27 protein-coding genes are annotated in these 18,548 nt (G+C 50.3%); 17 read left to right on the forward strand and 10 right to left on the reverse strand.

Annotated features, from left to right (window positions below; genetic code table 11):
• Positions 1-48 precede the first annotated feature (48 nt).
• The 10 genes from MKQ70_RS40700 (at position 49) to MKQ70_RS36665 (ending at position 5,591) form a co-directional block, all read left to right on the forward strand.
• Positions 49-327: a TrmH family RNA methyltransferase gene (locus MKQ70_RS40700; protein ID WP_282456984.1), complete on the forward strand. Its 279-nt coding sequence runs from the start codon at positions 49-51 to the stop codon at positions 325-327.
• Positions 261-587, forward strand: a complete 327-nt coding sequence (locus MKQ70_RS40705) for a TrmH family RNA methyltransferase (RefSeq protein ID WP_282456985.1) — start codon at positions 261-263, stop codon at positions 585-587. Before MKQ70_RS40700 ends, MKQ70_RS40705 begins: the two co-directional genes overlap by 67 nt.
• An 18-nt stretch (positions 588-605) precedes the next feature.
• Positions 606-1,484: a UbiA-like polyprenyltransferase gene (locus MKQ70_RS36635; protein ID WP_248080661.1), complete on the forward strand. Its 879-nt coding sequence runs from the start codon at positions 606-608 to the stop codon at positions 1,482-1,484.
• A 28-nt stretch (positions 1,485-1,512) separates the two neighbouring features.
• Positions 1,513-1,965 (forward strand): Holliday junction resolvase RuvX, encoded by a 453-nt coding sequence (gene ruvX / locus MKQ70_RS36640; RefSeq protein WP_248080664.1) that lies wholly within the window; start codon positions 1,513-1,515, stop codon positions 1,963-1,965.
• A gap of 26 nt (positions 1,966-1,991) precedes the next feature.
• Positions 1,992-2,285: a peptide deformylase gene (locus MKQ70_RS40710; protein WP_282456986.1), complete on the forward strand. Its 294-nt coding sequence runs from the start codon at positions 1,992-1,994 to the stop codon at positions 2,283-2,285.
• Positions 2,257-2,568 carry a peptide deformylase gene (locus MKQ70_RS40715; protein WP_282456987.1) on the forward strand — a complete coding sequence of 104 codons (312 nt, stop codon included), beginning with the start codon at positions 2,257-2,259 and terminating at the stop codon, positions 2,566-2,568. Before MKQ70_RS40710 ends, MKQ70_RS40715 begins: the two co-directional genes overlap by 29 nt.
• Positions 2,569-2,866: 298 nt before the next feature.
• Complete coding sequence (locus MKQ70_RS36650; protein ID WP_248080667.1) at positions 2,867-3,184, forward strand: sigma-70 family RNA polymerase sigma factor; 318 nt, start codon at positions 2,867-2,869, stop codon at positions 3,182-3,184.
• 8 nt (positions 3,185-3,192) lie between these two features.
• Positions 3,193-4,074 carry an anti-sigma factor gene (locus tag MKQ70_RS36655; protein ID WP_248080670.1) on the forward strand — a complete coding sequence of 294 codons (882 nt, stop codon included), beginning with the start codon at positions 3,193-3,195 and terminating at the stop codon, positions 4,072-4,074.
• 132 nt (positions 4,075-4,206) lie between these two features.
• Positions 4,207-5,127 carry a hypothetical protein gene (locus MKQ70_RS36660; RefSeq protein WP_248080672.1) on the forward strand — a complete coding sequence of 307 codons (921 nt, stop codon included), beginning with the start codon at positions 4,207-4,209 and terminating at the stop codon, positions 5,125-5,127.
• Between the two features lie 8 nt (positions 5,128-5,135).
• Positions 5,136-5,591 (forward strand): hypothetical protein, encoded by a 456-nt coding sequence (locus MKQ70_RS36665; protein ID WP_248080675.1) that lies wholly within the window; start codon positions 5,136-5,138, stop codon positions 5,589-5,591.
• 30 nt (positions 5,592-5,621) lie between these two features.
• Here MKQ70_RS36665 and MKQ70_RS36670 read toward each other — a convergent pair whose 3' ends face one another.
• The 4 genes from MKQ70_RS36670 to MKQ70_RS40720 all read right to left on the reverse strand — a co-directional run bounded on the left by MKQ70_RS36670 (position 5,622) and on the right by MKQ70_RS40720 (position 8,544).
• Positions 5,622-6,503: a T9SS type B sorting domain-containing protein gene (locus MKQ70_RS36670; protein ID WP_248080678.1), complete on the reverse strand. Its 882-nt coding sequence runs from the start codon at positions 6,501-6,503 to the stop codon at positions 5,622-5,624.
• Positions 6,482-7,312 carry a PKD domain-containing protein gene (locus MKQ70_RS36675; protein ID WP_248080691.1) on the reverse strand — a complete coding sequence of 277 codons (831 nt, stop codon included), beginning with the start codon at positions 7,310-7,312 and terminating at the stop codon, positions 6,482-6,484. Before MKQ70_RS36675 ends, MKQ70_RS36670 begins: the two co-directional genes overlap by 22 nt.
• Positions 7,313-7,489: 177 nt before the next feature.
• Positions 7,490-8,440, reverse strand: a complete 951-nt coding sequence (locus tag MKQ70_RS36680; protein ID WP_248080694.1) for an RluA family pseudouridine synthase — start codon at positions 8,438-8,440, stop codon at positions 7,490-7,492.
• Entirely contained in the window at positions 8,416-8,544 is a 129-nt protein-coding gene (locus MKQ70_RS40720; protein WP_282456988.1) for a hypothetical protein, read from the reverse strand. Before MKQ70_RS40720 ends, MKQ70_RS36680 begins: the two co-directional genes overlap by 25 nt.
• Positions 8,545-8,617: 73 nt before the next feature.
• Between MKQ70_RS40720 and MKQ70_RS36685 the strand changes: the two genes are divergently transcribed.
• The 3 genes from MKQ70_RS36685 (at position 8,618) to MKQ70_RS36695 (ending at position 10,156) form a co-directional block, all read left to right on the forward strand.
• Positions 8,618-8,755: a hypothetical protein gene (locus tag MKQ70_RS36685; protein ID WP_248080696.1), complete on the forward strand. Its 138-nt coding sequence runs from the start codon at positions 8,618-8,620 to the stop codon at positions 8,753-8,755.
• Positions 8,756-8,783: 28 nt separating this feature from the next.
• Positions 8,784-9,317 carry a lipoyl(octanoyl) transferase LipB gene (gene lipB, locus MKQ70_RS36690; protein WP_248080698.1) on the forward strand — a complete coding sequence of 178 codons (534 nt, stop codon included), beginning with the start codon at positions 8,784-8,786 and terminating at the stop codon, positions 9,315-9,317.
• 491 nt (positions 9,318-9,808) lie between these two features.
• Entirely contained in the window at positions 9,809-10,156 is a 348-nt protein-coding gene (locus MKQ70_RS36695) for a hypothetical protein (protein ID WP_248080700.1), read from the forward strand.
• Positions 10,157-10,331: 175 nt separating this feature from the next.
• On the opposite strand, the gene MKQ70_RS36700 is transcribed toward MKQ70_RS36695, so the two are convergent.
• The 6 genes from MKQ70_RS36700 to MKQ70_RS40740 form a co-directional block, all read right to left on the reverse strand.
• Entirely contained in the window at positions 10,332-11,402 is a 1,071-nt protein-coding gene (locus MKQ70_RS36700) for a 1-aminocyclopropane-1-carboxylate deaminase/D-cysteine desulfhydrase (RefSeq protein ID WP_248080703.1), read from the reverse strand.
• A gap of 6 nt (positions 11,403-11,408) precedes the next feature.
• Positions 11,409-13,046 carry a family 20 glycosylhydrolase gene (locus MKQ70_RS41800; RefSeq protein WP_248080706.1) on the reverse strand — a complete coding sequence of 546 codons (1,638 nt, stop codon included), beginning with the start codon at positions 13,044-13,046 and terminating at the stop codon, positions 11,409-11,411.
• Positions 13,003-13,647 (reverse strand): glycoside hydrolase family 20 zincin-like fold domain-containing protein, encoded by a 645-nt coding sequence (locus MKQ70_RS36710; RefSeq protein ID WP_248080709.1) that lies wholly within the window; start codon positions 13,645-13,647, stop codon positions 13,003-13,005. The genes MKQ70_RS41800 and MKQ70_RS36710 overlap by 44 nt, the downstream gene beginning before the upstream one ends.
• Before the next feature lie 5 nt (positions 13,648-13,652).
• On the reverse strand, positions 13,653-14,030 hold the full coding sequence (locus MKQ70_RS36715) for a hypothetical protein (protein WP_248080722.1): 378 nt from the start codon (positions 14,028-14,030) through the stop codon (positions 13,653-13,655).
• A 2-nt stretch (positions 14,031-14,032) separates the two neighbouring features.
• The gene (locus MKQ70_RS40735) at positions 14,033-14,413 is read right to left on the reverse strand and encodes an alpha-L-fucosidase (protein ID WP_372490072.1); all 381 of its coding nucleotides are present in this window, start codon (positions 14,411-14,413) and stop codon (positions 14,033-14,035) included.
• Between the two features lie 74 nt (positions 14,414-14,487).
• Positions 14,488-14,982, reverse strand: coding sequence for an alpha-L-fucosidase (locus tag MKQ70_RS40740; RefSeq protein ID WP_282456991.1), 495 nt, complete (start codon positions 14,980-14,982; stop codon positions 14,488-14,490).
• A gap of 126 nt (positions 14,983-15,108) precedes the next feature.
• Between MKQ70_RS40740 and MKQ70_RS36725 the strand changes: the two genes are divergently transcribed.
• The 4 genes from MKQ70_RS36725 to ilvE all read left to right on the forward strand — a co-directional run bounded on the left by MKQ70_RS36725 (position 15,109) and on the right by ilvE (position 18,448).
• Positions 15,109-16,011 (forward strand): sugar phosphate nucleotidyltransferase, encoded by a 903-nt coding sequence (locus MKQ70_RS36725; protein WP_248080726.1) that lies wholly within the window; start codon positions 15,109-15,111, stop codon positions 16,009-16,011.
• A gap of 15 nt (positions 16,012-16,026) precedes the next feature.
• A complete protein-coding gene (locus MKQ70_RS36730) occupies positions 16,027-16,731 on the forward strand; it encodes a phosphotransferase enzyme family protein (protein WP_248080729.1) in 705 nt (234 codons plus the stop codon).
• Positions 16,698-17,090 (forward strand): hypothetical protein, encoded by a 393-nt coding sequence (locus MKQ70_RS36735; RefSeq protein ID WP_248080732.1) that lies wholly within the window; start codon positions 16,698-16,700, stop codon positions 17,088-17,090. The genes MKQ70_RS36730 and MKQ70_RS36735 overlap by 34 nt, the downstream gene beginning before the upstream one ends.
• Positions 17,091-17,542: 452 nt before the next feature.
• The gene (ilvE, locus tag MKQ70_RS36740; RefSeq protein ID WP_248080735.1) at positions 17,543-18,448 is read left to right on the forward strand and encodes a branched-chain-amino-acid transaminase; all 906 of its coding nucleotides are present in this window, start codon (positions 17,543-17,545) and stop codon (positions 18,446-18,448) included.
• Positions 18,449-18,548 lie beyond the last annotated feature (100 nt).

Genomic DNA, 18,548 nt, shown 5'->3' on the forward strand with positions numbered 1-18,548 from the left:
TATAGGGATGGCGAGGCGGTCAATCAACTATTAACTATCTTTGCATTTATGCGAAAATTAAGTATGGAGGAGTTGGGCCGGAAAACGGTGGCCGAATTTAAGGCGGCCGACAAAACGCCCGTGGTGCTGGTGCTCGATAATGTACGCAGCATGCACAATGTTGGTTCCGTGTTCCGCACGGCCGACGCGTTCCTGGTACAGGGGATCGTGCTTTGCGGTTATACACCGGTCCCCCGCACCGCGATATCCAGAAAACCGCGTTGGGCGCTACCGACACTGTGGAATGGCAGTATTTTCCCACCACCATGGAGGCCGTTAACGAATTGAAGGCGAATGGTTATGATATTTTTACCATCGAGCAGGCCCAGGGCAGCCATATGCTGGACGCTTTCCGTCCCTCGGCGGAAAAACCGCTGGCACTGGTGTTCGGCAACGAGGTGAGCGGGGTAGATGCCGAAGTGATGAAAATTGCCGACGGATGTATAGAAATACCGCAGTCTGGCATGAAACATTCTTTAAACATATCCGTGAGCACCGGTATAGTGGTGTGGGACATATTTTGCAAATTGAAGGCGCAGCAAGCCTGAGAAACCTAAAAACATTAGATGATGCCTGCTAAAGCAACCGTAAATAATTATTTATCACTGGTGAAGTTCAGCCACACCATTTTCGCCATGCCGTTCGCCATGATCGGCTTTTTCCTGGCGACCACCACCGGTGCCGCTTCGCTGGACTGGCTCCTGTTCCTGAAGGTGGTGATGTGTATGGTATTTGCGCGCAGCGCCGCCATGGCCTTTAACCGCTGGTTGGACGTGGAGATCGACAAACGTAACCCGCGCACGGCGAAGCGGGAGATTCCCGCCGGCATTATATCTGCCAACAGTGCGCTCATTTTCGTGATCGTGAACGTATTGCTGTTTATGGCGACCACCTTTTTCATTAACCGGCTTTGCTTTTTCCTGTCGCCGGTAGCGTTGCTGGTGGTGCTGGGGTACAGCTATACCAAGAAATTTACCGCCCTTTGTCACCTGGTACTCGGTTTGGGCCTGTCGCTGGCGCCGATCGGGGCATATTTGTCAGTAACAGGACAGTTTGCCGTACTGCCGGTGTTGCTGTCGGTGCTGGTATTGTGCTGGGTATCGGGGTTTGATATCATTTATTCTTTGCAGGACGAGGATTTTGACCGTTCGCAGCACCTGCACTCTATCCCGGCCTGGCTGGGCAAAGCAGGCGCACTGCGCTTTTCGGAAGGTTTGCATATGGTGGCGGGCGCTTTGGTGCTCACGATCGGGCTGCTGGGCGGTTTCCACTGGCTGTACTGGATCGGGGCCGCGGTATTTGTGGGTATGCTGGTGATGCAGCACCGCCTGGTAAAACCGGATGACCTGAGCCGCGTAAACATTGCATTTATGACCACGAACGGCATTGCCAGTGTCGTGTTTGGCGTATTTGCGATTGCTGATATGCTGATCATCGGCTGGTAATCCATCAACCTAAAAAGAAAAAGAAAATATGCCGCGTATACTGGCGATTGATTATGGTAAAAAGCGCACCGGGCTGGCGGTGACCGACCCTTTGCAGATTATAGCCAGTGGTTTGGACACCGTGCCCTCGCACGAACTGATTCCTTACTTAAAAAAATATTTTGCAGCAGAGGAAGTTGCCTTAATAGTAATAGGAGAGCCGAAGAACCTGGATGGCTCCGCGACACACGGCACGCCCCTTGTAGAAGAATGTATCCGGATATTGAAAAAACACTTCCCCGATAAACCCATCAAAAAAATGGACGAGCGCTTTACCTCTAAAATGGCCTTCCAGAGTATGATAGACAGCGGTTTAAAGAAAAAAGACCGCCAGCAGAAAGGCCTGGTGGACGAAATTGCAGCCACGATATTGCTGCAGGAGTACCTGCGGGCGCAGGGGGCGGATTTTAATTCCCTGCAAATATTTACATTTGCGGTTTAATACCTTAAATACAACAACTTTTTATAATGATATTACCTATCGTGGCTTACGGTCACCCCGTTTTAAGAGAAGTAGCAAAAGACATTACCCCGGATTACCCGGAACTGGAAAAGCTGATCTCCAACATGTGGGAAACCATGTACGCATCCAGCGGCGTGGGCCTGGCAGCGCCCCAGATCAACAAGTCCATTCGTTTATTCGTGATCGACAGTGAGCAGATATTCGATAACATGGATGAAGAGGAGAAGAAAGAATATCCGGCGGAAAAAGGTGTTAAAAAAGCGTTTATCAATGCACATATCGTGGAAACCGGGGGATGACTGGGCGTACAACGAAGGTTGCCTGAGCATTCCAAAGGTTCGGGAAGATGTATATCGCCCGGAAACGGTGACGATCCGTTACGTGGACGAGCAGTTTCAACCGCATGAAGACACCTATTCAGGCATTACTGCCAGGGTGATTTTCCATGAGTATGACCATATCGATGGAAAACTGTTCATCGATCACCTGAAACCTTTGAAGAAAAGAATGTTGAAAAGCAAGCTGGATGACATTTCTAAAGGAAAAGTGCGGGTAGATTACAAGATGAGTTTTCCGAAGTAAGGAAAAAAAAATATTTCATATTGTAATTTATTTCTTTATTTTAGTGACACTAAATTATTGACTTTTTAATTGGGATCCGCTCTAACATATACTGAATCCGAACTGGTAGCTGGCTTAAGGGCCCGGGACCAGCAGATTTTCGGCTATTTGTACGATCACTACTCTCCGGCATTGTATGGGGTGGTCCTGAAAGTCATTAATGAAGAGAATATTGCCGGCGACATCCTCCGGAGGTCTTTGTTAAAATCTGGCGCAGCATCGAGAAATATGACGCTGAAAAGGGCCGCCTTTTCACCGGATGCTGAACATCGCACGCAACACTGCCATTGATGCATTACGCTCTAAAGCATACAAGCTGGAACAGAAAATCCAGGACATTGATAGCGACGTATATCATAATGCGAGTCAATTAACCGTCAACCCGTCAGTGGATCATCTTGGACTTGTTAAGGTGTTAGAGAAGCTTAACAAGGAGCAACGTGTAATTATAGATCTGGCCTACTTTAAAGGGTGTACCCAGGAAGAAATTTCCAAGGTGCTGGATATCCCGTTGGGTACCGTGAAAACTAGAATGCGAAACGCTATTATACAGTTAAGAAATATATTAAAACAATAGTAAGCAAAGTGGACGTTCAACGTTACATATCATCCGGTATTATTGAGAGCTACGTAGTAGGCTCCGCTTCCGTTCAGGAAGCGCAGGAGCTGAGGGCTGCGATGGCGCAATACCCGGAAGTCAAAGCCGCGGTGGAAGCCTGCGAGCGGGATATGGACGGGTACCTGGAAATGGTGGCGACCGCACAGGCGAAGCCTGTTCCTACAGAATTAAGGAGCAGGATTTTCCGGCTTATTGAAGATGACACTACCGACAGTACGTTGCAGACAGTTGTAACGGATGAACCCCGCTACATTTACGACGAATCCCCTGAAAATACAGGTGGTGGTGCATCGGTGCGGAAACTGCGTTTCTGGCAGATAGGTACTGCGGCAGCCGTCGTATTGTTCCTTGCCAGCGCCGCTGCGAATGTGTTTTACCTGAATCAATACAACGAGTATAAAGATAAATATGTAGCCCTGCTCGAAGATAACCACTCGCTGCAGGCCCAGAACGAATTGTTCCAGGCAAGGTTCCAGGAATCCGACCGCATGCTGGCGATGGTAAAAAATCCCGGTACGCGCATGGTGAAAATGGGCGACGTATCTAAGTCGCACCCCGAGCGCCAGGCAACCGTGTTCTGGAATGCTGCTTCGCAGGAAGTAATGATCTCCATCAACAACCTGCCCGAACCACAGGCAGATCAGCAATACCAACTGTGGGCCATCATCGACGGTAAACCCGTGGATGCCGGTGTATTTGAAATGGGCGACCTGTCCAAAAATCTGCAGAAAATGAAAGCCGTATCCGGCGACGCGCAAATGTTTGCCGTTACGTTGGAAAAGAAAGGCGGCAGTCCCACACCCACCCTCACACAAATGTATGTGGCCGGCAAGGTAACCGGTTCCTGAATTTAACATTTCTTTTTTCCCGTTCGCTCTTCTTCGTCATCGCCCTGTCTACGGGCGTTTCGCCGCGCTGGCCTGGAATTTGAATGATAGTGCCGGACCAGGCAGGTCTTTATTATTTCTTAAATTTGCGCGATGCGAAAAATTCTTTTCTTCCTGTTATTGTTACACTGTTGCCTTCCGATGTTTGCGCAGGATACCGCCCGCTATAAAGGCATGACGGTCAACCTGGACGAAGTGGTGGTGAAAGCCAAGCGCTTCGGATTCGATGTGGCGGGCTTCATCAAAAGGGTAGAAGAAGACACGACTTTCTACATGGCTTTCAAACACCTGCGCCAGGTGAGCTTTACCGCGGATAACGACATCAAAATATTCTCTAAAAAGAAAGAGGTAAAAGCTTCGCTGAAAAGCCATACCCGCCAGGTGGTAGAAGGGATCTGCCGCCATATGGAGGTAGTGGACGAAAAAACGACCGGCGACTTCTACACCGCGAAGAAGAATTATAATTATTATACGGCGGAACTCTACGCCAATCTCTTTTTTACAACGGGGAAAATATGCGATAACGGCCAGGATACAGAGAAGGGGCGTGGCAGCATGGAGAAACATAAAGGCCAGCTGAAGCAATTGATCTTTAATCCCGGCAAACCGATATCCGGTGTGCCTATCGTAGGACAAAAAGTAGCGATCTTTACACCGGACGTAATGAAGTTGTATAACTTTTCGATTACATCGCAGTCGTACATCGGCAAAGATTGTTACGTGTTTTCCGCCATTCCGCGCGATAACCTGAACCGGCTGGACCGCTCGGAAATTGTCATTAATGAGCTGGTCACCTATTTCGATAAAGAAACCTGGGAGATCGTGGGCCGTAAATATTCCCTCTCTTACAAAACTGCGCTGTTCGACTTTAACGTTCGCATGGTGGTGCAGATGACCAAGGTGAACGACCTGCTGGTACCCGCGCTGATCACGTATTCCGGCACGTGGGACGTGGCATTTAAAAAACGGGAGACTGCAGACTTCACCGCTAAATTCTTCGACTTTAAGCAATAGATATATATATGAAATCCCTGTTCCCTTGTTTTCTTTTCCTGGGCCTGATCGCGTGCGGCGGACCGGCTTCCGACAACAAAACAGATACGCCGTTATCTGCCGGCATACAGATGGTAGATACCACGCACCTGGCAGCGCCACCGCCTGAAGAGTTAACCTGTCCGCAGTTGTTGGATACGCTTATTAAAACCAGCTCTTTCGATTTCAAGAAATTACCGCTGGCGCAGTGCAAAGTAGTGGTAGATGAGGTGCGCGACAGCACCGTTATTATTAAAGTGACGCACGCGACCGACGGTACGATTAATCCTTTCCCGGTGGGGTGGATACACTGGCATTTGAAAACGAATGTGTTTGATGATGTGACGCTGGGGTTTGAGGAAGATGAGCGGAAAACGGTGACGGTGGATATGGCGTTTGTGAAGCGGACGTTGCGGAGTTGTAAGTTTGAAAATACACAGGAATAAAAAACGCCCGGCTAACCCCGGGCGTTCCAATTATCTGATTAAAGTAACCGTTCCCCGCTGGTTATACACTTTCCCGGTCGTCGCATCTTTATAATCCGAGATCCACACATACGTCGATGCCGCCGCAGCCTTCCCGTTCACTGTGCCCGTCCACGCCACCGTGGGATCAGTGGTGAAGAAAATCAGGTTACCCCAGCGATCATAAATCCACAGTTTGTAATCCGCGAACGTACACCGGTACACCGGCCGGAAGTAATCATTCAATCCATCATTATTCGGACTAAATCCTGTTGGGAAATAGAACGTACAATCGCATTGCTGGAAATTCACTTCCACCGAATCCACCGCGCGGTTGCAGGTATTGCTGGCCACCACGGCGTAAATGCCGGGTGCTGTTACGGCGTAGGTGGGCGACGAGGTGCTGTCCTGCCACTTAAACTGCAGGCCCGCGCCGTTAGGATATAATACGAACCTGTCGAGCCGGCAAATAGTCGTATCCGGACCGAGGTTCACTTTCAGCGTGTCGTCGTAATTCACGCGGATCGTATCTGTGGAAACACAGCGGCCGATCTGCGCACGCACATAATAATAACCGGGCGAATCAACATAAAAGGTAGCCTGTTTAGAGCCATCTTGCCAGAGGTAACTGCCCGTGCCGTAGTTGGCGGTGAGCACCAGTGCTTCGCCCACACAAACCGTGGTGTCGTTACCGAGATTTACGTCGCGGAGCGGATTATAATTAACGTTGATGGTATCTACCACATCGCATACACCCATGGGCGTGCTGGTCGTAACCAATGCCCAGTAAGCATTGCGTGTCCGTACATCAATGGTCTGCGTTCTGGCGCCGGTGTTCCAGCGATAGCCTGTGGCATTGTTTACCTGTGCCCTTAAGGTAATCGTTTCCCCCACAGCAGTGTATCGGGGCCGAGGTCAAATGTTTGCGGCATGCCGCTGAAGTTGACGATGATCGTATCGCGATATATGCCGCAACCGGTAATGGTAGCCTCCACGGTATACATGCCGCTCCGGTTGCCGTCTACCAGGATCGTAGGCGTGGTTTCGCCGGTGCTCCAGAGATAGTCTGCGTTCTGCGCGGTGGCGTCCAGTGTGATGCGTTCGTCCGTACAGAGGTTCAGGTTCTGGCCGAGATCAAAGTCGGGGATGGGAGAGTAGAAAACGTTCACGGAGTCGTCGGGCTGGCAGCCGTCGAACTGTATGCGGTAGGTGGCCATTTCAGTCACATCGTAAGTGAGGCCGCCGGGAATAGTATCCTGCCAGGTAATGACTTCGAGGCCGGTAAGCGGTGTGGACGGGTCCACATTTACGGTGATGACATAAGGCGCCGCATTTTCACAGAGCGTCACGTCCGGCCCCATATCCACTATTTTCTTCGGTACGATCGTGATTACCTGCGTGCTTGTATCTGCCACGCCCCCACGAAAAGCGATCAGGGTAACGGTGTACGATCCTGCAGCCCTGTACCGGTGGCCTGCGCCCTCTTCCCGCTTCGAGGAATCCAGCGCCAGCGATGCCGGGTCGCCAAAGTTCCATTTCACAGAGTCAATCTGGTCTATATCGTCGGTAATCCTGAAGCTGATCGAATCGTTCAGACAAGTAGAATTCCATTTGAAATTCGTGAGGAGTGGGGCTGCTTTGCTGGCAGTAACACCGCACAGCAATGGCAGTAGGCATAGCAGGTATTTCAAAAGGCTTTTCATTGACAGAATGGTTCCACTAAATTAGCAGAATATTTGATATATGGAATGTTTTCTATAAAATAATTACTCGATACAGTTGCTGTGCGCTTGGGGAAAACCCGCTATTAAACGGCGTTTCATGCAAAATAGTGTACAAAAAGAAGGCCCCGCGATAATTTTATCCACGGGGCCTTTTTATCAGGTGCGGGCGTTTGAGTACCGCCTCCATTTTTCTAATACAGCGGTGAAATCTTCCGGCAATTCACTCTCAAAGTGTACCGGCTTGCGGGTGCGGGGGTGAATAAATCCAAGGGTCCGGGCGTGCAGGGCATGCCGCGGCATCACCTCGAAACAGTTGTCTACAAATTGTTTATACTTTGTGAACACGGTACCTTTTGCAATGCGGTTGCCGCCATAGCTATCGTCGTTAAACAGCGAATGGCCGATATGCTGCATATGCACCCTTATCTGGTGGGTACGACCGGTTTCCAGCCTGCATTCCACCAGGGTCACATAATTGAAACGCTCCAGCACCTTGTAATGCGTGATCGCCTCTTTGCCGTATTCCCCATCCGGGTAGGCCGTCATGATCTTCCGGAAGCGTTGGTGCCTGCCTACGTGGGCTTCTACGGTACCTTCGTCTTCATCGAAATTGCCCCATACCAGTGCCATGTACCGGCGTTGTACGGTATGCGCCGCAAACTGTTTGGCCAGGTCCGTCATCGCCTTTTCGGTTTTGGCGATCGCCAGCAGTCCCGTGGTATTTTTATCGATGCGGTGTACCAGGCCAAACCGGGGAATATCCGGGATGGGCTGGGTTTTATCTTCGTTCAGGTAATAGGCCAGGCCGTTTACCAGGGTGCCGGTATAGTTGCCGCTGCCCGGATGCACCACCAATCCCGCCGGTTTGTTGATGATCATGATGTCCTCATCCTCATAAACGATGTTCAGGGGCATGTCTTCGGGCAAAATCTCCGTATGCTCGGGGCTTTTGTTGGAGAGTACGATGATTCTGTCCAGCGGGCGGATTTTATAGTTGGACTTCACCGTTTTGTCGTTTACGGTGACCATCTCATTTTCTATAGCCTGCTGAATTTTATTGCGGGTAGCGTGCTGAATGCGGGTCAGCAGGAACTTGTCGATGCGCAAAGGTTCTGGCCTTTGTCCACCACCATATTGATGCGCTCATATATTTCCTCGCTGCCTTCCCCGTTATCCAGTTCGTCTTCCAGCTCCAGCATTTCGTCGGTCATGTAGTCTAAATTTTTGCAAAGGTACGTAATGCGGATTATTAGTTAATTTTGATGCCTCAAATTGAGCATGGTTATGACGCAGATAAGGGTAAAGGACCTCGGGACAATAGCTTACGATACAGCCCGGGGTTACCAGGAGTCGCTGTTACAGGATAATGTACGCATTAAAACCGCCCGCCGGAACGAGCGTGATAACGGGGAAAAACCCTAAATCACCTGCTTTTTGCGAGCATCCGCCCGTGTATACCCTTGGCAAAAGCGGTCATATCGAAAACCTGCTCATCTCCGACGCCCAGCTCGAAGCCCGGGGGATCCGCTTCATTAATACCAACCGCGGCGGCGATATCACCTTTCATGGCCCGGGCCAGGTGGTGGGCTACCCGGTTATCGACCTCGAATACTTTTTCACCGATATCGGCAAATACCTCCGTTTCCTCGAGGAGGTGATTATCCGCACCCTGGCGGATTATGGTATCGTGGCCGGCCGTTCACCCGGGGAGACCGGTGTATGGCTGGATCCAGATGTGCCCGGTAAAGCCCGGAAAATATGCGCGATGGGTATCCGCTGCAGCCGCTGGGTAACGATGCACGGCTTCGCTTTAAACGTTAACACCGATCTGGGCTATTTCGGCAACATCGTGGCATGCGGTATTGCGGACAAACAGGTGGCCTCCCTCGATAAAGAATTGGGCCGCCCTGTGGATGAAAATGAAGTAAAATCGCTGATCGTCAAGTACTTCGGCGAAATTTTCGGCGCCGATATGGTTATGTAGCCGGCTTTTACCCTTTCTTCAGCCGCCGTTGCGTCGCACACTTCAGCGACAGCGCATCCATATACCATCCTTACTACCTCTTTCGCTGATCCTTCGCTCATCCTACGTTAAAACCGCCACCACAGCCTTTTGAGCATAGGATGAGCGAAGGATCAGCGAAGGATCCTCTTAGAATGGTCTAAGGGCTTACTATTTTGAACATGCCCGAAACCATAGTATTTACACGGGTTTTGCCCCAATGAAGCCTCCTGAAAGCTTGCTGAGAGCCACCTGGGCCCTTTGCCTGCCCTTTAACTGCCCTTTACCTGCCCTTTGCCTGGGCTTGTAATGCTGTGGAAGTGTGCGATGCAACGGCGGTTGAATGGAAAAGAAAAAGCCGGGACCATGATCCCGGCTCTGCCGTATTAAGATTTGTAGTTAAGCGGGATGTAGAAATTCCATTTTTCGAGGAGTTTGCCTTCTTCGGTAATTTCGAAGTTGAACCAGCCGGCGTGCAGGAAAATGGCCTTTTCGATGATAAGGAACGGTTCGGTTACGTCTTCTATTTCAAACAGCGGGGCGCCGTTGGCCTCGAAGAATTTAACCTTGTATTTCTTTTTGGGTGCTTCCGGCAGTTTGATGTTGATGTTGCCGTCGGCAGTGGTATATATATAGTTGGAAGGCTTCCAGGGAATAACCGGCTCCTTTTTTCACCCGCGGCAGGGTTGCCGGTTTTTGTCATCGCCTGTATATCGGTGGCCGACAGTTTCGTGTTGGCATTGATGGTGCTGTCTTCTACGGCCAGGATCGTTTTGGTGTACAGGAAACGGCCGGTGGTGAAGGTCACGAGCAGGCGGTAATAGTTTTTACCGGGCAGGGGTTTGTTATCCGTATAACTGCCGCGGAACCCGTTGGGGTCGGCAATGTAGCCTATTGTATTGAAGTTCAGGACACTATCGAGCGAGCGTTGTACGCCGATTTGTTGTACGCCCCGGAAACCCGAGATAAAGTCCAGCTGGATTTTGCCGGTTTTGATCAGGGCCTGAAATTGGGCAATACCGGCGGGTTGGCGATCTGGGCCTTTACCGTCGTGTTACTTAAAATTAGGATTCCCGCAGCGAATAGTAATCTGACAATCTGCTTCATACAATTAAAACCATTCAATCTATAAGTTGGCAAAAATACATACAGTTGTTCAAATATAGTGAACACCGTGCTAAAAGCATAGAACGCCGGGGGCCAGCGAAAGATTGCCCTGCAAGCCCCCGTATGCACCAGCCTCACTACCGACCCTGCCGGGAAATACATGTCCAGCGCCAGTTTTCTGAAGGCCAGCATCATTTTGGCGGTATATACAACGTCGAGCGGAATACTTGTTTCTGTATAAAATGCATTCATAAAATCGATCACGGCAGGCGTAATTTTTCCGTACCCGCCTTCGTGAAAGTTATGAAAGATGCGCCAGTTAGGGTTATGGCCGGGTTTTAACAGCGCCTGCACGTCGTCATCCAGCGAGGTAGCGCCTTTGAGTGCGCTGATGCCGATTACTTCCGCGCCCTGCGTGGCGTTAATGATGCCGGCCAGGGTGGTACCGGTGCCCACCGGGCAAAGCAGGTGGGTATAATCAGCAGCGGGCGTTTGCGGACCAGGATTCAGGCTGGCGGCAATTTCTTCACAGCCTAATGCGCCTAATACGTTGTGGCCGCCTTCCGGAATGATGTAATGATCGGGGTACAGCGTTTCCCAGCCCACCTGTGTTTTGTGGCGGTACGCTTCTCTTGAAATAAATTGCAACTCCATGCCATCTGCCTCCGCTTGGATCAGCGTATGACTCAGCACCGGCGGCCGCTCGCCGCGGATCACCCCGATACAGGGCCAGCCTATCATCCTGCAGGCCGCGGCAGTAGCGGCGATGTGATTGGAATATGCGCCGCCGAACGTGAGCAGTTGCTTTTTACCTGTCCGCTCCGCTGCCTGTAAGTTGTACTTCAGCTTAAACCATTTGTTGCCCTGTATTTCAGGATGCACCCGGTCTAAACGTAACATGGCTGCCGAAATCATATCCGGCAGCCATGTTGTATGAAATGTTTGAATCAGCTTGCTCATCTTAACTTACTGCGCCATAAACAGCACATTGCGCAAGTTAATACTTTGTTTGCCTTTCACACCGGCGGTAACGATCAGTTGTTGTGCGCCGCCCGCATTAAAGAACTGCACTTTTATTTTATGATAGCCCTTCTTCAAGGGTACCAGTCCTGCTTTTTCGATCGTGCCATGTTCGCCGTCGTTGTCTACGATCAGCTCGTCATCAATATAGAGCAGGGAACCGTCGTCGCTGGACGTTTTAAATTCGTACAGCGCATCGGTTTCCGCGTTAAAGAGGCCGGAGAACGTAACGCCGTAAACATCTTTTGCACTAAACGGACGGATGTCGAAGGTGGGCACAGCAGCTACGGAATCAGCGGTTTTGTTGTTCAAATCTGCCGCCTTGCGCACGCGGGTGTTGAACAGTTCGCGTTTCACACCTTTGGCCCCGGGCGTTACCGTCAACGCCGGTTGATAAGCCCTGCGCAGGAACGTAGCCGTATAGGCCGCGCTCTTTCTGCCGGTGGCCGTGACGGTCGTTACTTTCAGCGTTTTGCTTTCTTTATCCGCTAAAGGGATTTTCACCGCGCCGGTGTAAGGGATCGAAGGCTCGCTGCCATCTATGCTGTACAACAGTTTCGCGCCGGCTACCATGGGGTGTAAAGTAACGGTGGCTTCCGGTTTGTCGGTGACGCCGTTTTCCAGTCCCAGTGGTTCAGGAATACGGAAGTTAACGCCTTGTTTGTCGAGCCGCGCCAGCTGGGCGGGCAGGGCGGCGAGGAACGCATCGTAGTTCTTTTTACCGGCGGGCGACCAGGCAATTTCCGCCACGGCCAGTGCACGCGGATAGGTCATGTAGTCGGCGAACTGGCCGTCTTTGATGTATTCCGTCCAGATGTTTCCCTGTATGCCGATGATGTGTTTTTGTTCTTCCGGTGTAAGGTCTTTCGGCAGCGGCTCGTAACCATATACGGTTTTGAGCGGCAGGTAACCGCCGATGTTCAGCGGTTCCGCAGCTGGATTGCCCTGGTAGTAATCGAGGTACAGGTAAGTGTTCGGCGTCATGATCACATCATGTTTTTGTTTCGCGGCCTCGATACCACCCGCTTCGCCTCTCCAGCTCATGACAGTGGCATTCGGGGCCAGGCCGCCTTCCAGTATTTCGTCCCAGCCAATGATGCTGCGGCCTTTGCTGTTCAGGTACTTTTCCATGCGGTTGATAAAGTAGCTTTGCAGTTCATGCTCGTCTTTTAAGCCCAGCGCTTTCATGCGCCCCTGGCATTTGGGACAGGTTTTCCAGCGGTCTTTCGGACATTCGTCGCCACCAATGTGAATGTACTTGCTGGGGAACAGTGGCAGTACCTCGTCCAGCACGTTTTCCAGGAAGGCGTATACACTATCGTTACCCGCGCAATACACTTCGCGCATCACGCCAAAGGTAGTACCTACTTCATATGGACCGCCCGTGCAACCCAGGTAAGGATAAGCCGCCAGTGCAGCCGTAGCGTGACCGGGCATTTCAATTTCCGGTACCACGGTGATAAAGCGGTCGGCCGCGTATTTCACGATATCTTTCACCTCTTCCTGGGTGTAGTAGCCGCCATGCGGCACGCCATCGTACTCACGGCTGCGGCCGGCGTGGCCTACCACTGTTTGTTTGCGCACTGATGCCACAGATTGGAGGCGCGGATACCTTTTTATTTCGATACGCCAGCCCCTGGTCTTCCGTGAGGTGCCAGTGAAAGCGGTTGAATTTATACTGCGCCATCACATCGATGTACTGTTTAATGTACGATGCGGGGAAAAAGTGACGGCCCACATCCAGCATCAGTCCGCGGTGTGTAAAGCGGGGCGCGTCTTTGATCGTAATGGCAGGAACCGTTGCTTTGCCGGCGGGGAACAATTGCTGTAAAGTTTGTAATCCGTAGAAAAGCCCGGCACCGTTGCCTTTCAGGCTGATGCCCTTACTGGTCACTTTCAGTTCATAGCCTTCCTCCGGCAAACTTTTATCCTCTTCAAAAGAAACACTGCCAACAGCTTTTGCCCTGGGCAATTTAAAGTTATAGTTCGCCTTCAGGAATTCGTTGAACATATCGCCGAACGGTACGGTGGCGGCGGTTAGCCCGATGTGGGATGCCGCATTCAGGGTAAAACTGCCGGTCTGCATCTCCACCGATTGTGGTTGTGGCATCAGCGACGGCTGTTGCTGGGAGTAGGCGTTAAAGCCTAATAACAACGCCACTAACGGCGCAAAAATCTTCTTCATATAGATTAATTTAATCCGCCTTTTCCGCGGTATAACTTAACGGGTTTGTCCAGTTTTACTTCCAGTACGGTCATGTACTTATCCTGCACGTTAGCCGGGATGTCGATGTACACCAGTCCTGGTACGGGGCTCCAGGAAATTTTACCCACGATCTTAGGTGTTAAAGCCGCACCATTGCCTACTACCGTTACACGTTGGATCTTGTTGTCGAGCCCTTTGATCATTACCGGGCCGGTGGTATTACCTGCGATGAATAAATATAAAGTGGCAGAATCTTTAGCCATCGTTGACGGCCCGTAGAAATGTCCCTGTGGCAGGCCGGCAATGGTGCCGAAGATCGCTTTATCGTGCTTCTTGTTCCAGGCGCCGAGTTCTTTGAGCACATTTACCTGTTGCGGGGGATGGTGCCGTCTTCTTTGGGACCAATGTCCAGCAACATATTACCGCCATTGCTGATCGCATCCGCAAAAATAGTAATCACTTCGTAAGGTGTTTTCCAGTTGGTGTCCTGCGGCTGGTATCCCCAGTTGTTGTTGATGGTCATGCACAGTTCCCACCAGTGAAATTGCGGGCGCACTACGGGGAAGTTCTGTTCCGGCGTATCGTAATCACCGTAACCGGTAAGGCGCCCGTTGATGATCGTGTTCGGGTTATGGCCCAGCAGCATTTTGCGGATGCCGGGGGCGTTCCATTCATCTGCGCTGCGTTCCCAGTCGCCATCGAACCACCACAGGTCGGGATTAAATTTCGTGGCGATCTCGTTCATCTGCCCGTTATTAAAGGCCATGAACTTCTGCCAGCGGACCGGGTCCTTTTTAATATCATAACGGCTGCTGTCCTTTAGGAAGCGGGATAGTCGTTGTTTGTCCAGTCCAGCAGCGAATAATACGCCCCTGCCTTGATACCGTTTTTGCGGATGGCGGCAAAAAAGGGGGTAAGCAGATCGCGTTTGGCGGGTGTGGCCTTTACCACGTCGAGCTTCCCAAACTTCGTATTCCACAGGGCTACGCCATCGTGATGCTTGGTAGTAATAACTGCATACCGGGCACCCGATTCTTTGATCAGATCGGCCCATGCCTGCGGGTCGTAATTCTTTGCAGTAAAGCCTTTGAGTTGTTTCATGTATTCCGGGTGACTGATTTTCCGGTTGTGGAATGACCATGACTCGTCTATCCCGTTCACTGCATAAATGCCCCAATGGATAAAGATGCCGAGTTTAGCGTCGGCGAACCATTGCATTTTATCGTGGATTTCTTTCGGGTCCGTTTTTTGTTGTGCATACGCGGGCGCTACCAGCTGAAGTAGCAGGGCTCCGGTCACGATTAATTTGTTCATCTGTTATATTATGGTTATAATAAATAATGTCGTCCTGGAAAAAGAAATAGATCAAAAAGTTTTAATGATTAAATTTAGCCCCCGATATTCAAAGAAAGCGTGAAAATTATAAACTAATATCAACAAATGCAACCTACGTTATTAATCCTTGCTGCCGGTATGGCAAGCCGTTACGGCAGTTTGAAGCAAATCCAGAAGTTTGGCCCCAGTGGAGAAACGATCGTTGATTATTCTATCTACGACGCTATCCGCGCGGGTTTTGGCAAAATCGTATTCATCATACGTAAGGAGTTTGCAGCAGAATTTAAAGAGATTTTTGAGCCTAAGCTGAAAGGTAAAGTGGCTACTGACTACGTTTTCCAGGAAATGGGCGCGTACATGCAGGGCTTCGAAGTACCTGCCGACAGGACTAAACCCTGGGGTACCGCTCACGCTGTTCTTTGCGCTAAAGACGCGATCAACGAGCCTTTTGCGGTGATCAACGCCGATGACTTCTACGGTCGCGATGCGTTCGAGAAGGCAGCAGCTTTCCTGAAAAACGATGTAAACACTAATACATATGCCCTGATCGGTTACGAACTGGGTAAAACTGTAAGCGAGCACGGTTCTGTATCCCGTGGCGTTTGCGAGGTAGATGCGAACAGCAACCTGGCTTCCATCAACGAGCGGACGAAGATCGCGGTAGAAGATGGTAAAATCCAGTTCGAAGACGCCGAAGGCGCCAAGCATGAGCTGTCGCCCAACACCATCGTATCCATGAACTTCTTCGCGTTCCATCCTTCTGTATTCCCGCTGAGCGAGAAATTGTTCCAGAACTTTCTGGAGAAGCACCGCAACGAAGCGAAATCTGAGTTCTTCATCCCGCTGGTGGTTGACCAGTTCATCGGCGCCGGTGGTGGTGTAGTAAACGTGATCCCGACTACTGCACAGTGGTTTGGCGTTACTTACAAAGAAGATGCGCCGGGTGTGCAGGCTTCCCTGAACACACTGGTACAGGCAGGCGAATACCCTGACAATCTCTGGAAGTAAGAACCCGCAAATAAGATGGTGAATATTGTGATCATTAAAGCCTTTGGGCTGGATGCCGCCGATTTTGAGATGCAACGTTTCGGATCGGGCCATATTAACAACACATTCCTGTTAAGTGGCAAAAACGGCGAAAAATATGTTCTGCAGAAGATCAACACAAATGTGTTCAAAGAACCCTGGGTAATTGCGCGTAACCAGCGACTGGCGGCTGATTACCTGGCGCAAAAGGCGCCGGACTATCTTTTTATCACGCCGATAAAAACGACGGCAGGCGAAGAACTGTTTGTGTTCGAAGACGAATACTGGCGACTGATCCCATTCATAGCGGGTTCTATGAGTGTGGACCAGGCCGACAATCCGAAGCAGGCTTACGAAGCGGCGAAGGAATTTGGTAAGATGGCGCGCCTGCTGGCGGGCATCGATATGAGCGGCTTTAAAGCCACCATTCCCAATTTTCACAACCTTACCCTTCGTTACAGCGCCTTCCAGGATGCGATCCGCACAGCGTCTGAAGAAAGAAAACGTTTTTCGGAAGCATTGGTTGAAGCATTCCTGGGTTACTCCGACATCGCGGTAACCTTCGAGAAACTGAAGACCAGCAGCGATTTCGGCGACCGCGTGATGCACCACGATACGAAGATCAACAACGTATTGCTGCAACAAGGTACTTTCGAAGGACTGTGTGTATGCGACCGGATACGCTCATGCCCGGTAAGCTGATATCTGACCTGGGCGATATGGTGCGTACTTATGTATGTCCCGTATCCGAAGAAGAGCAGGACTTCAGCAAGATCGCGGTACGGAGCGAGTACTATGAGGCGCTGATGAAAGGTTACCTCTCCGAAGTAGGCCCCACGCTTACTCAAACGGAAAAGGAACACCTGTTTTATGCGGGTAAATTCATGATTTACATGCAGGGCATCCGGTTCTTAACCGATTACCTGAATGGCGACGTGTACTACCCGATTAAATACCCGGAGCACAACTTCAACCGCGCCAAAAACCAACTTACCCTGTTACAGGCACTGGTGGCGAAGGAAGAGGAGCTTCAGGGCGTCATTGACGCCTGTTTGCAGTAACATTTTGCAACTTTTCATATGGCCGGTCACGTAAGTGGCCGGCTTTTTTGTGTTTATGACAACCGATGTCATTAAATAATCCCTATCGGATTGCTATACTTATTTAAAAAATGATAAAGAAGTCACGTTTTATTTCGTTTTTGTCAAAAAACGGAAGTCTGGTTGATATATTTCAAAATATTTGGGTCTGTATTGTTTTTTCTGGTGAAGAAAAATACATTTGTAGTGTTCGTAAAAAAGAACATATAACCTCCCATGTGGTTAAACAAAGACAATAACAAAATGAATCACATCGTGCCGAAGCTCAACTGGGCTATTACGCTCGTCGTGATCGTCATTGTCATTATTAGCCACCAGCACATTGGAGGATAAGCGCGCGTATATAATGACCAACGATATTAAACGCCTTCCTCCACAAGAGGAAGGCGTTTTTATGACAAATTCCAATTTCTATGTATAGCTATTACAACGAGAACACGATTCTGTACTTCAACGGCGAGTATTTGAAGGCGTCGGAGACCAAAACTGACCTGTATGGCCAGTCGCTCCACTATGGTTACGCAGTATTTGAAGGTATCCGCTGTTACAAAACGGCAAGTGGTGAAATCAAGATTTTTAAGGCCGAAGAACATTTCGACCGTTTCCGTCGCAGCTGTGAGCTGATCCACATCCCTTACAAGTGGACCAACCAGGAGCTGATCGATGCCTGTTACAAGGTGATGGAGCTGAACGGTTTTGAAGAAGCCTACATCCGCCCGCTGGTGTTCTGTCCCCCGAACATGACGCTGAAAGCTGCCCGGGATTCCAACGTGCTGATCTGTGCATGGGAGTGGCCCGCTTACCTCGGCGACAAGCTGATCCGCGTGATGACTTCTTCTTACCAGCGTCCGAACCCCAAAGCGTTCAAGATCGAGTCTAAGTCTGCCGGTCTGTACATCAACTCCATTCTTTCTTCTGAAGAAGCCCGTGCAAAAGGTTTTGACGAAGCGCTGCTGTTAGACGCCGCCGGTTTTGTTGCCGAAGGTTCCAGTGCGAACGTTTTCTTCGAGAAAGAAGGTAAGATCTACACCCCGCCTCCCGGTGCTATCCTGCCGGGCATTACCCGCGCTACTGTGATCGAAATCTGCGCCGAACTGGGTATTCCGCTGGAAGAAAAACTGTTCACAGTGGAAGAACTGAAAACTGCTGAAGCTGCGTTCTACTGCGGTACAGCTGCTGAGATCATCGGATGGGAATCCCTCGATGGTCACAAACTCTCCAAACCATTCGCCGAATCTCTCTGCAAAGTCATTCAACAGGCTTACAAGGCGAAAGTCATCGAAAAAGCATTCAAACGCGAAGAAGCACAGGTAGCTTAACTTATTAAGCTAATTGGGTTTTCCACGATAATAGTTACCAGACCGCTCCCTCTACGGGAAGCGGTATTGATACTATTTTCCCTTTGGAACTGATATTATT

This window comes from Chitinophaga sedimenti (assembly GCF_023156195.1).
Classification (GTDB): domain Bacteria; phylum Bacteroidota; class Bacteroidia; order Chitinophagales; family Chitinophagaceae; genus Chitinophaga; species Chitinophaga sedimenti.

What these genes read in the sequence shown, in the direction of transcription:
- MKQ70_RS36675 (WP_248080691.1), bottom strand. Translation starts at nt 7,312, where the DNA reads ATGAAAAGCCTTTTGAAATACCTGCTATGCCTACTGCCATTGCTGTGC.
- MKQ70_RS36725 (WP_248080726.1), top strand. Translation starts at nt 15,109, where the DNA reads ATGCAACCTACGTTATTAATCCTTGCTGCCGGTATGGCAAGCCGTTAC.
- ruvX (WP_248080664.1), top strand. Translation starts at nt 1,513, where the DNA reads ATGCCGCGTATACTGGCGATTGATTATGGTAAAAAGCGCACCGGGCTG.
- MKQ70_RS36735 (WP_248080732.1), top strand. Translation starts at nt 16,698, where the DNA reads ATGCGACCGGATACGCTCATGCCCGGTAAGCTGATATCTGACCTGGGC.
- MKQ70_RS36660 (WP_248080672.1), top strand. Translation starts at nt 4,207, where the DNA reads ATGCGAAAAATTCTTTTCTTCCTGTTATTGTTACACTGTTGCCTTCCG.
- ilvE (WP_248080735.1), top strand. Translation starts at nt 17,543, where the DNA reads ATGTATAGCTATTACAACGAGAACACGATTCTGTACTTCAACGGCGAG.
- MKQ70_RS36700 (WP_248080703.1), bottom strand. Translation starts at nt 11,402, where the DNA reads ATGAGCAAGCTGATTCAAACATTTCATACAACATGGCTGCCGGATATG.
- MKQ70_RS36710 (WP_248080709.1), bottom strand. Translation starts at nt 13,647, where the DNA reads ATGAAGAAGATTTTTGCGCCGTTAGTGGCGTTGTTATTAGGCTTTAAC.
- MKQ70_RS36635 (WP_248080661.1), top strand. Translation starts at nt 606, where the DNA reads ATGATGCCTGCTAAAGCAACCGTAAATAATTATTTATCACTGGTGAAG.
- MKQ70_RS40715 (WP_282456987.1), top strand. Translation starts at nt 2,257, where the DNA reads ATGCACATATCGTGGAAACCGGGGGATGACTGGGCGTACAACGAAGGT.
- MKQ70_RS40720 (WP_282456988.1), bottom strand. Translation starts at nt 8,544, where the DNA reads ATGACCGACGAAATGCTGGAGCTGGAAGACGAACTGGATAACGGGGAA.
- MKQ70_RS36730 (WP_248080729.1), top strand. Translation starts at nt 16,027, where the DNA reads ATGGTGAATATTGTGATCATTAAAGCCTTTGGGCTGGATGCCGCCGAT.
- MKQ70_RS40740 (WP_282456991.1), bottom strand. Translation starts at nt 14,982, where the DNA reads ATGAACAAATTAATCGTGACCGGAGCCCTGCTACTTCAGCTGGTAGCG.
- MKQ70_RS36650 (WP_248080667.1), top strand. Translation starts at nt 2,867, where the DNA reads ATGCTGAACATCGCACGCAACACTGCCATTGATGCATTACGCTCTAAA.
- MKQ70_RS36685 (WP_248080696.1), top strand. Translation starts at nt 8,618, where the DNA reads ATGACGCAGATAAGGGTAAAGGACCTCGGGACAATAGCTTACGATACA.
- MKQ70_RS40735 (WP_372490072.1), bottom strand. Translation starts at nt 14,413, where the DNA reads ATGAACGAGATCGCCACGAAATTTAATCCCGACCTGTGGTGGTTCGAT.
- MKQ70_RS40710 (WP_282456986.1), top strand. Translation starts at nt 1,992, where the DNA reads ATGATATTACCTATCGTGGCTTACGGTCACCCCGTTTTAAGAGAAGTA.
- MKQ70_RS36665 (WP_248080675.1), top strand. Translation starts at nt 5,136, where the DNA reads ATGAAATCCCTGTTCCCTTGTTTTCTTTTCCTGGGCCTGATCGCGTGC.
- MKQ70_RS40700 (WP_282456984.1), top strand. Translation starts at nt 49, where the DNA reads ATGCGAAAATTAAGTATGGAGGAGTTGGGCCGGAAAACGGTGGCCGAA.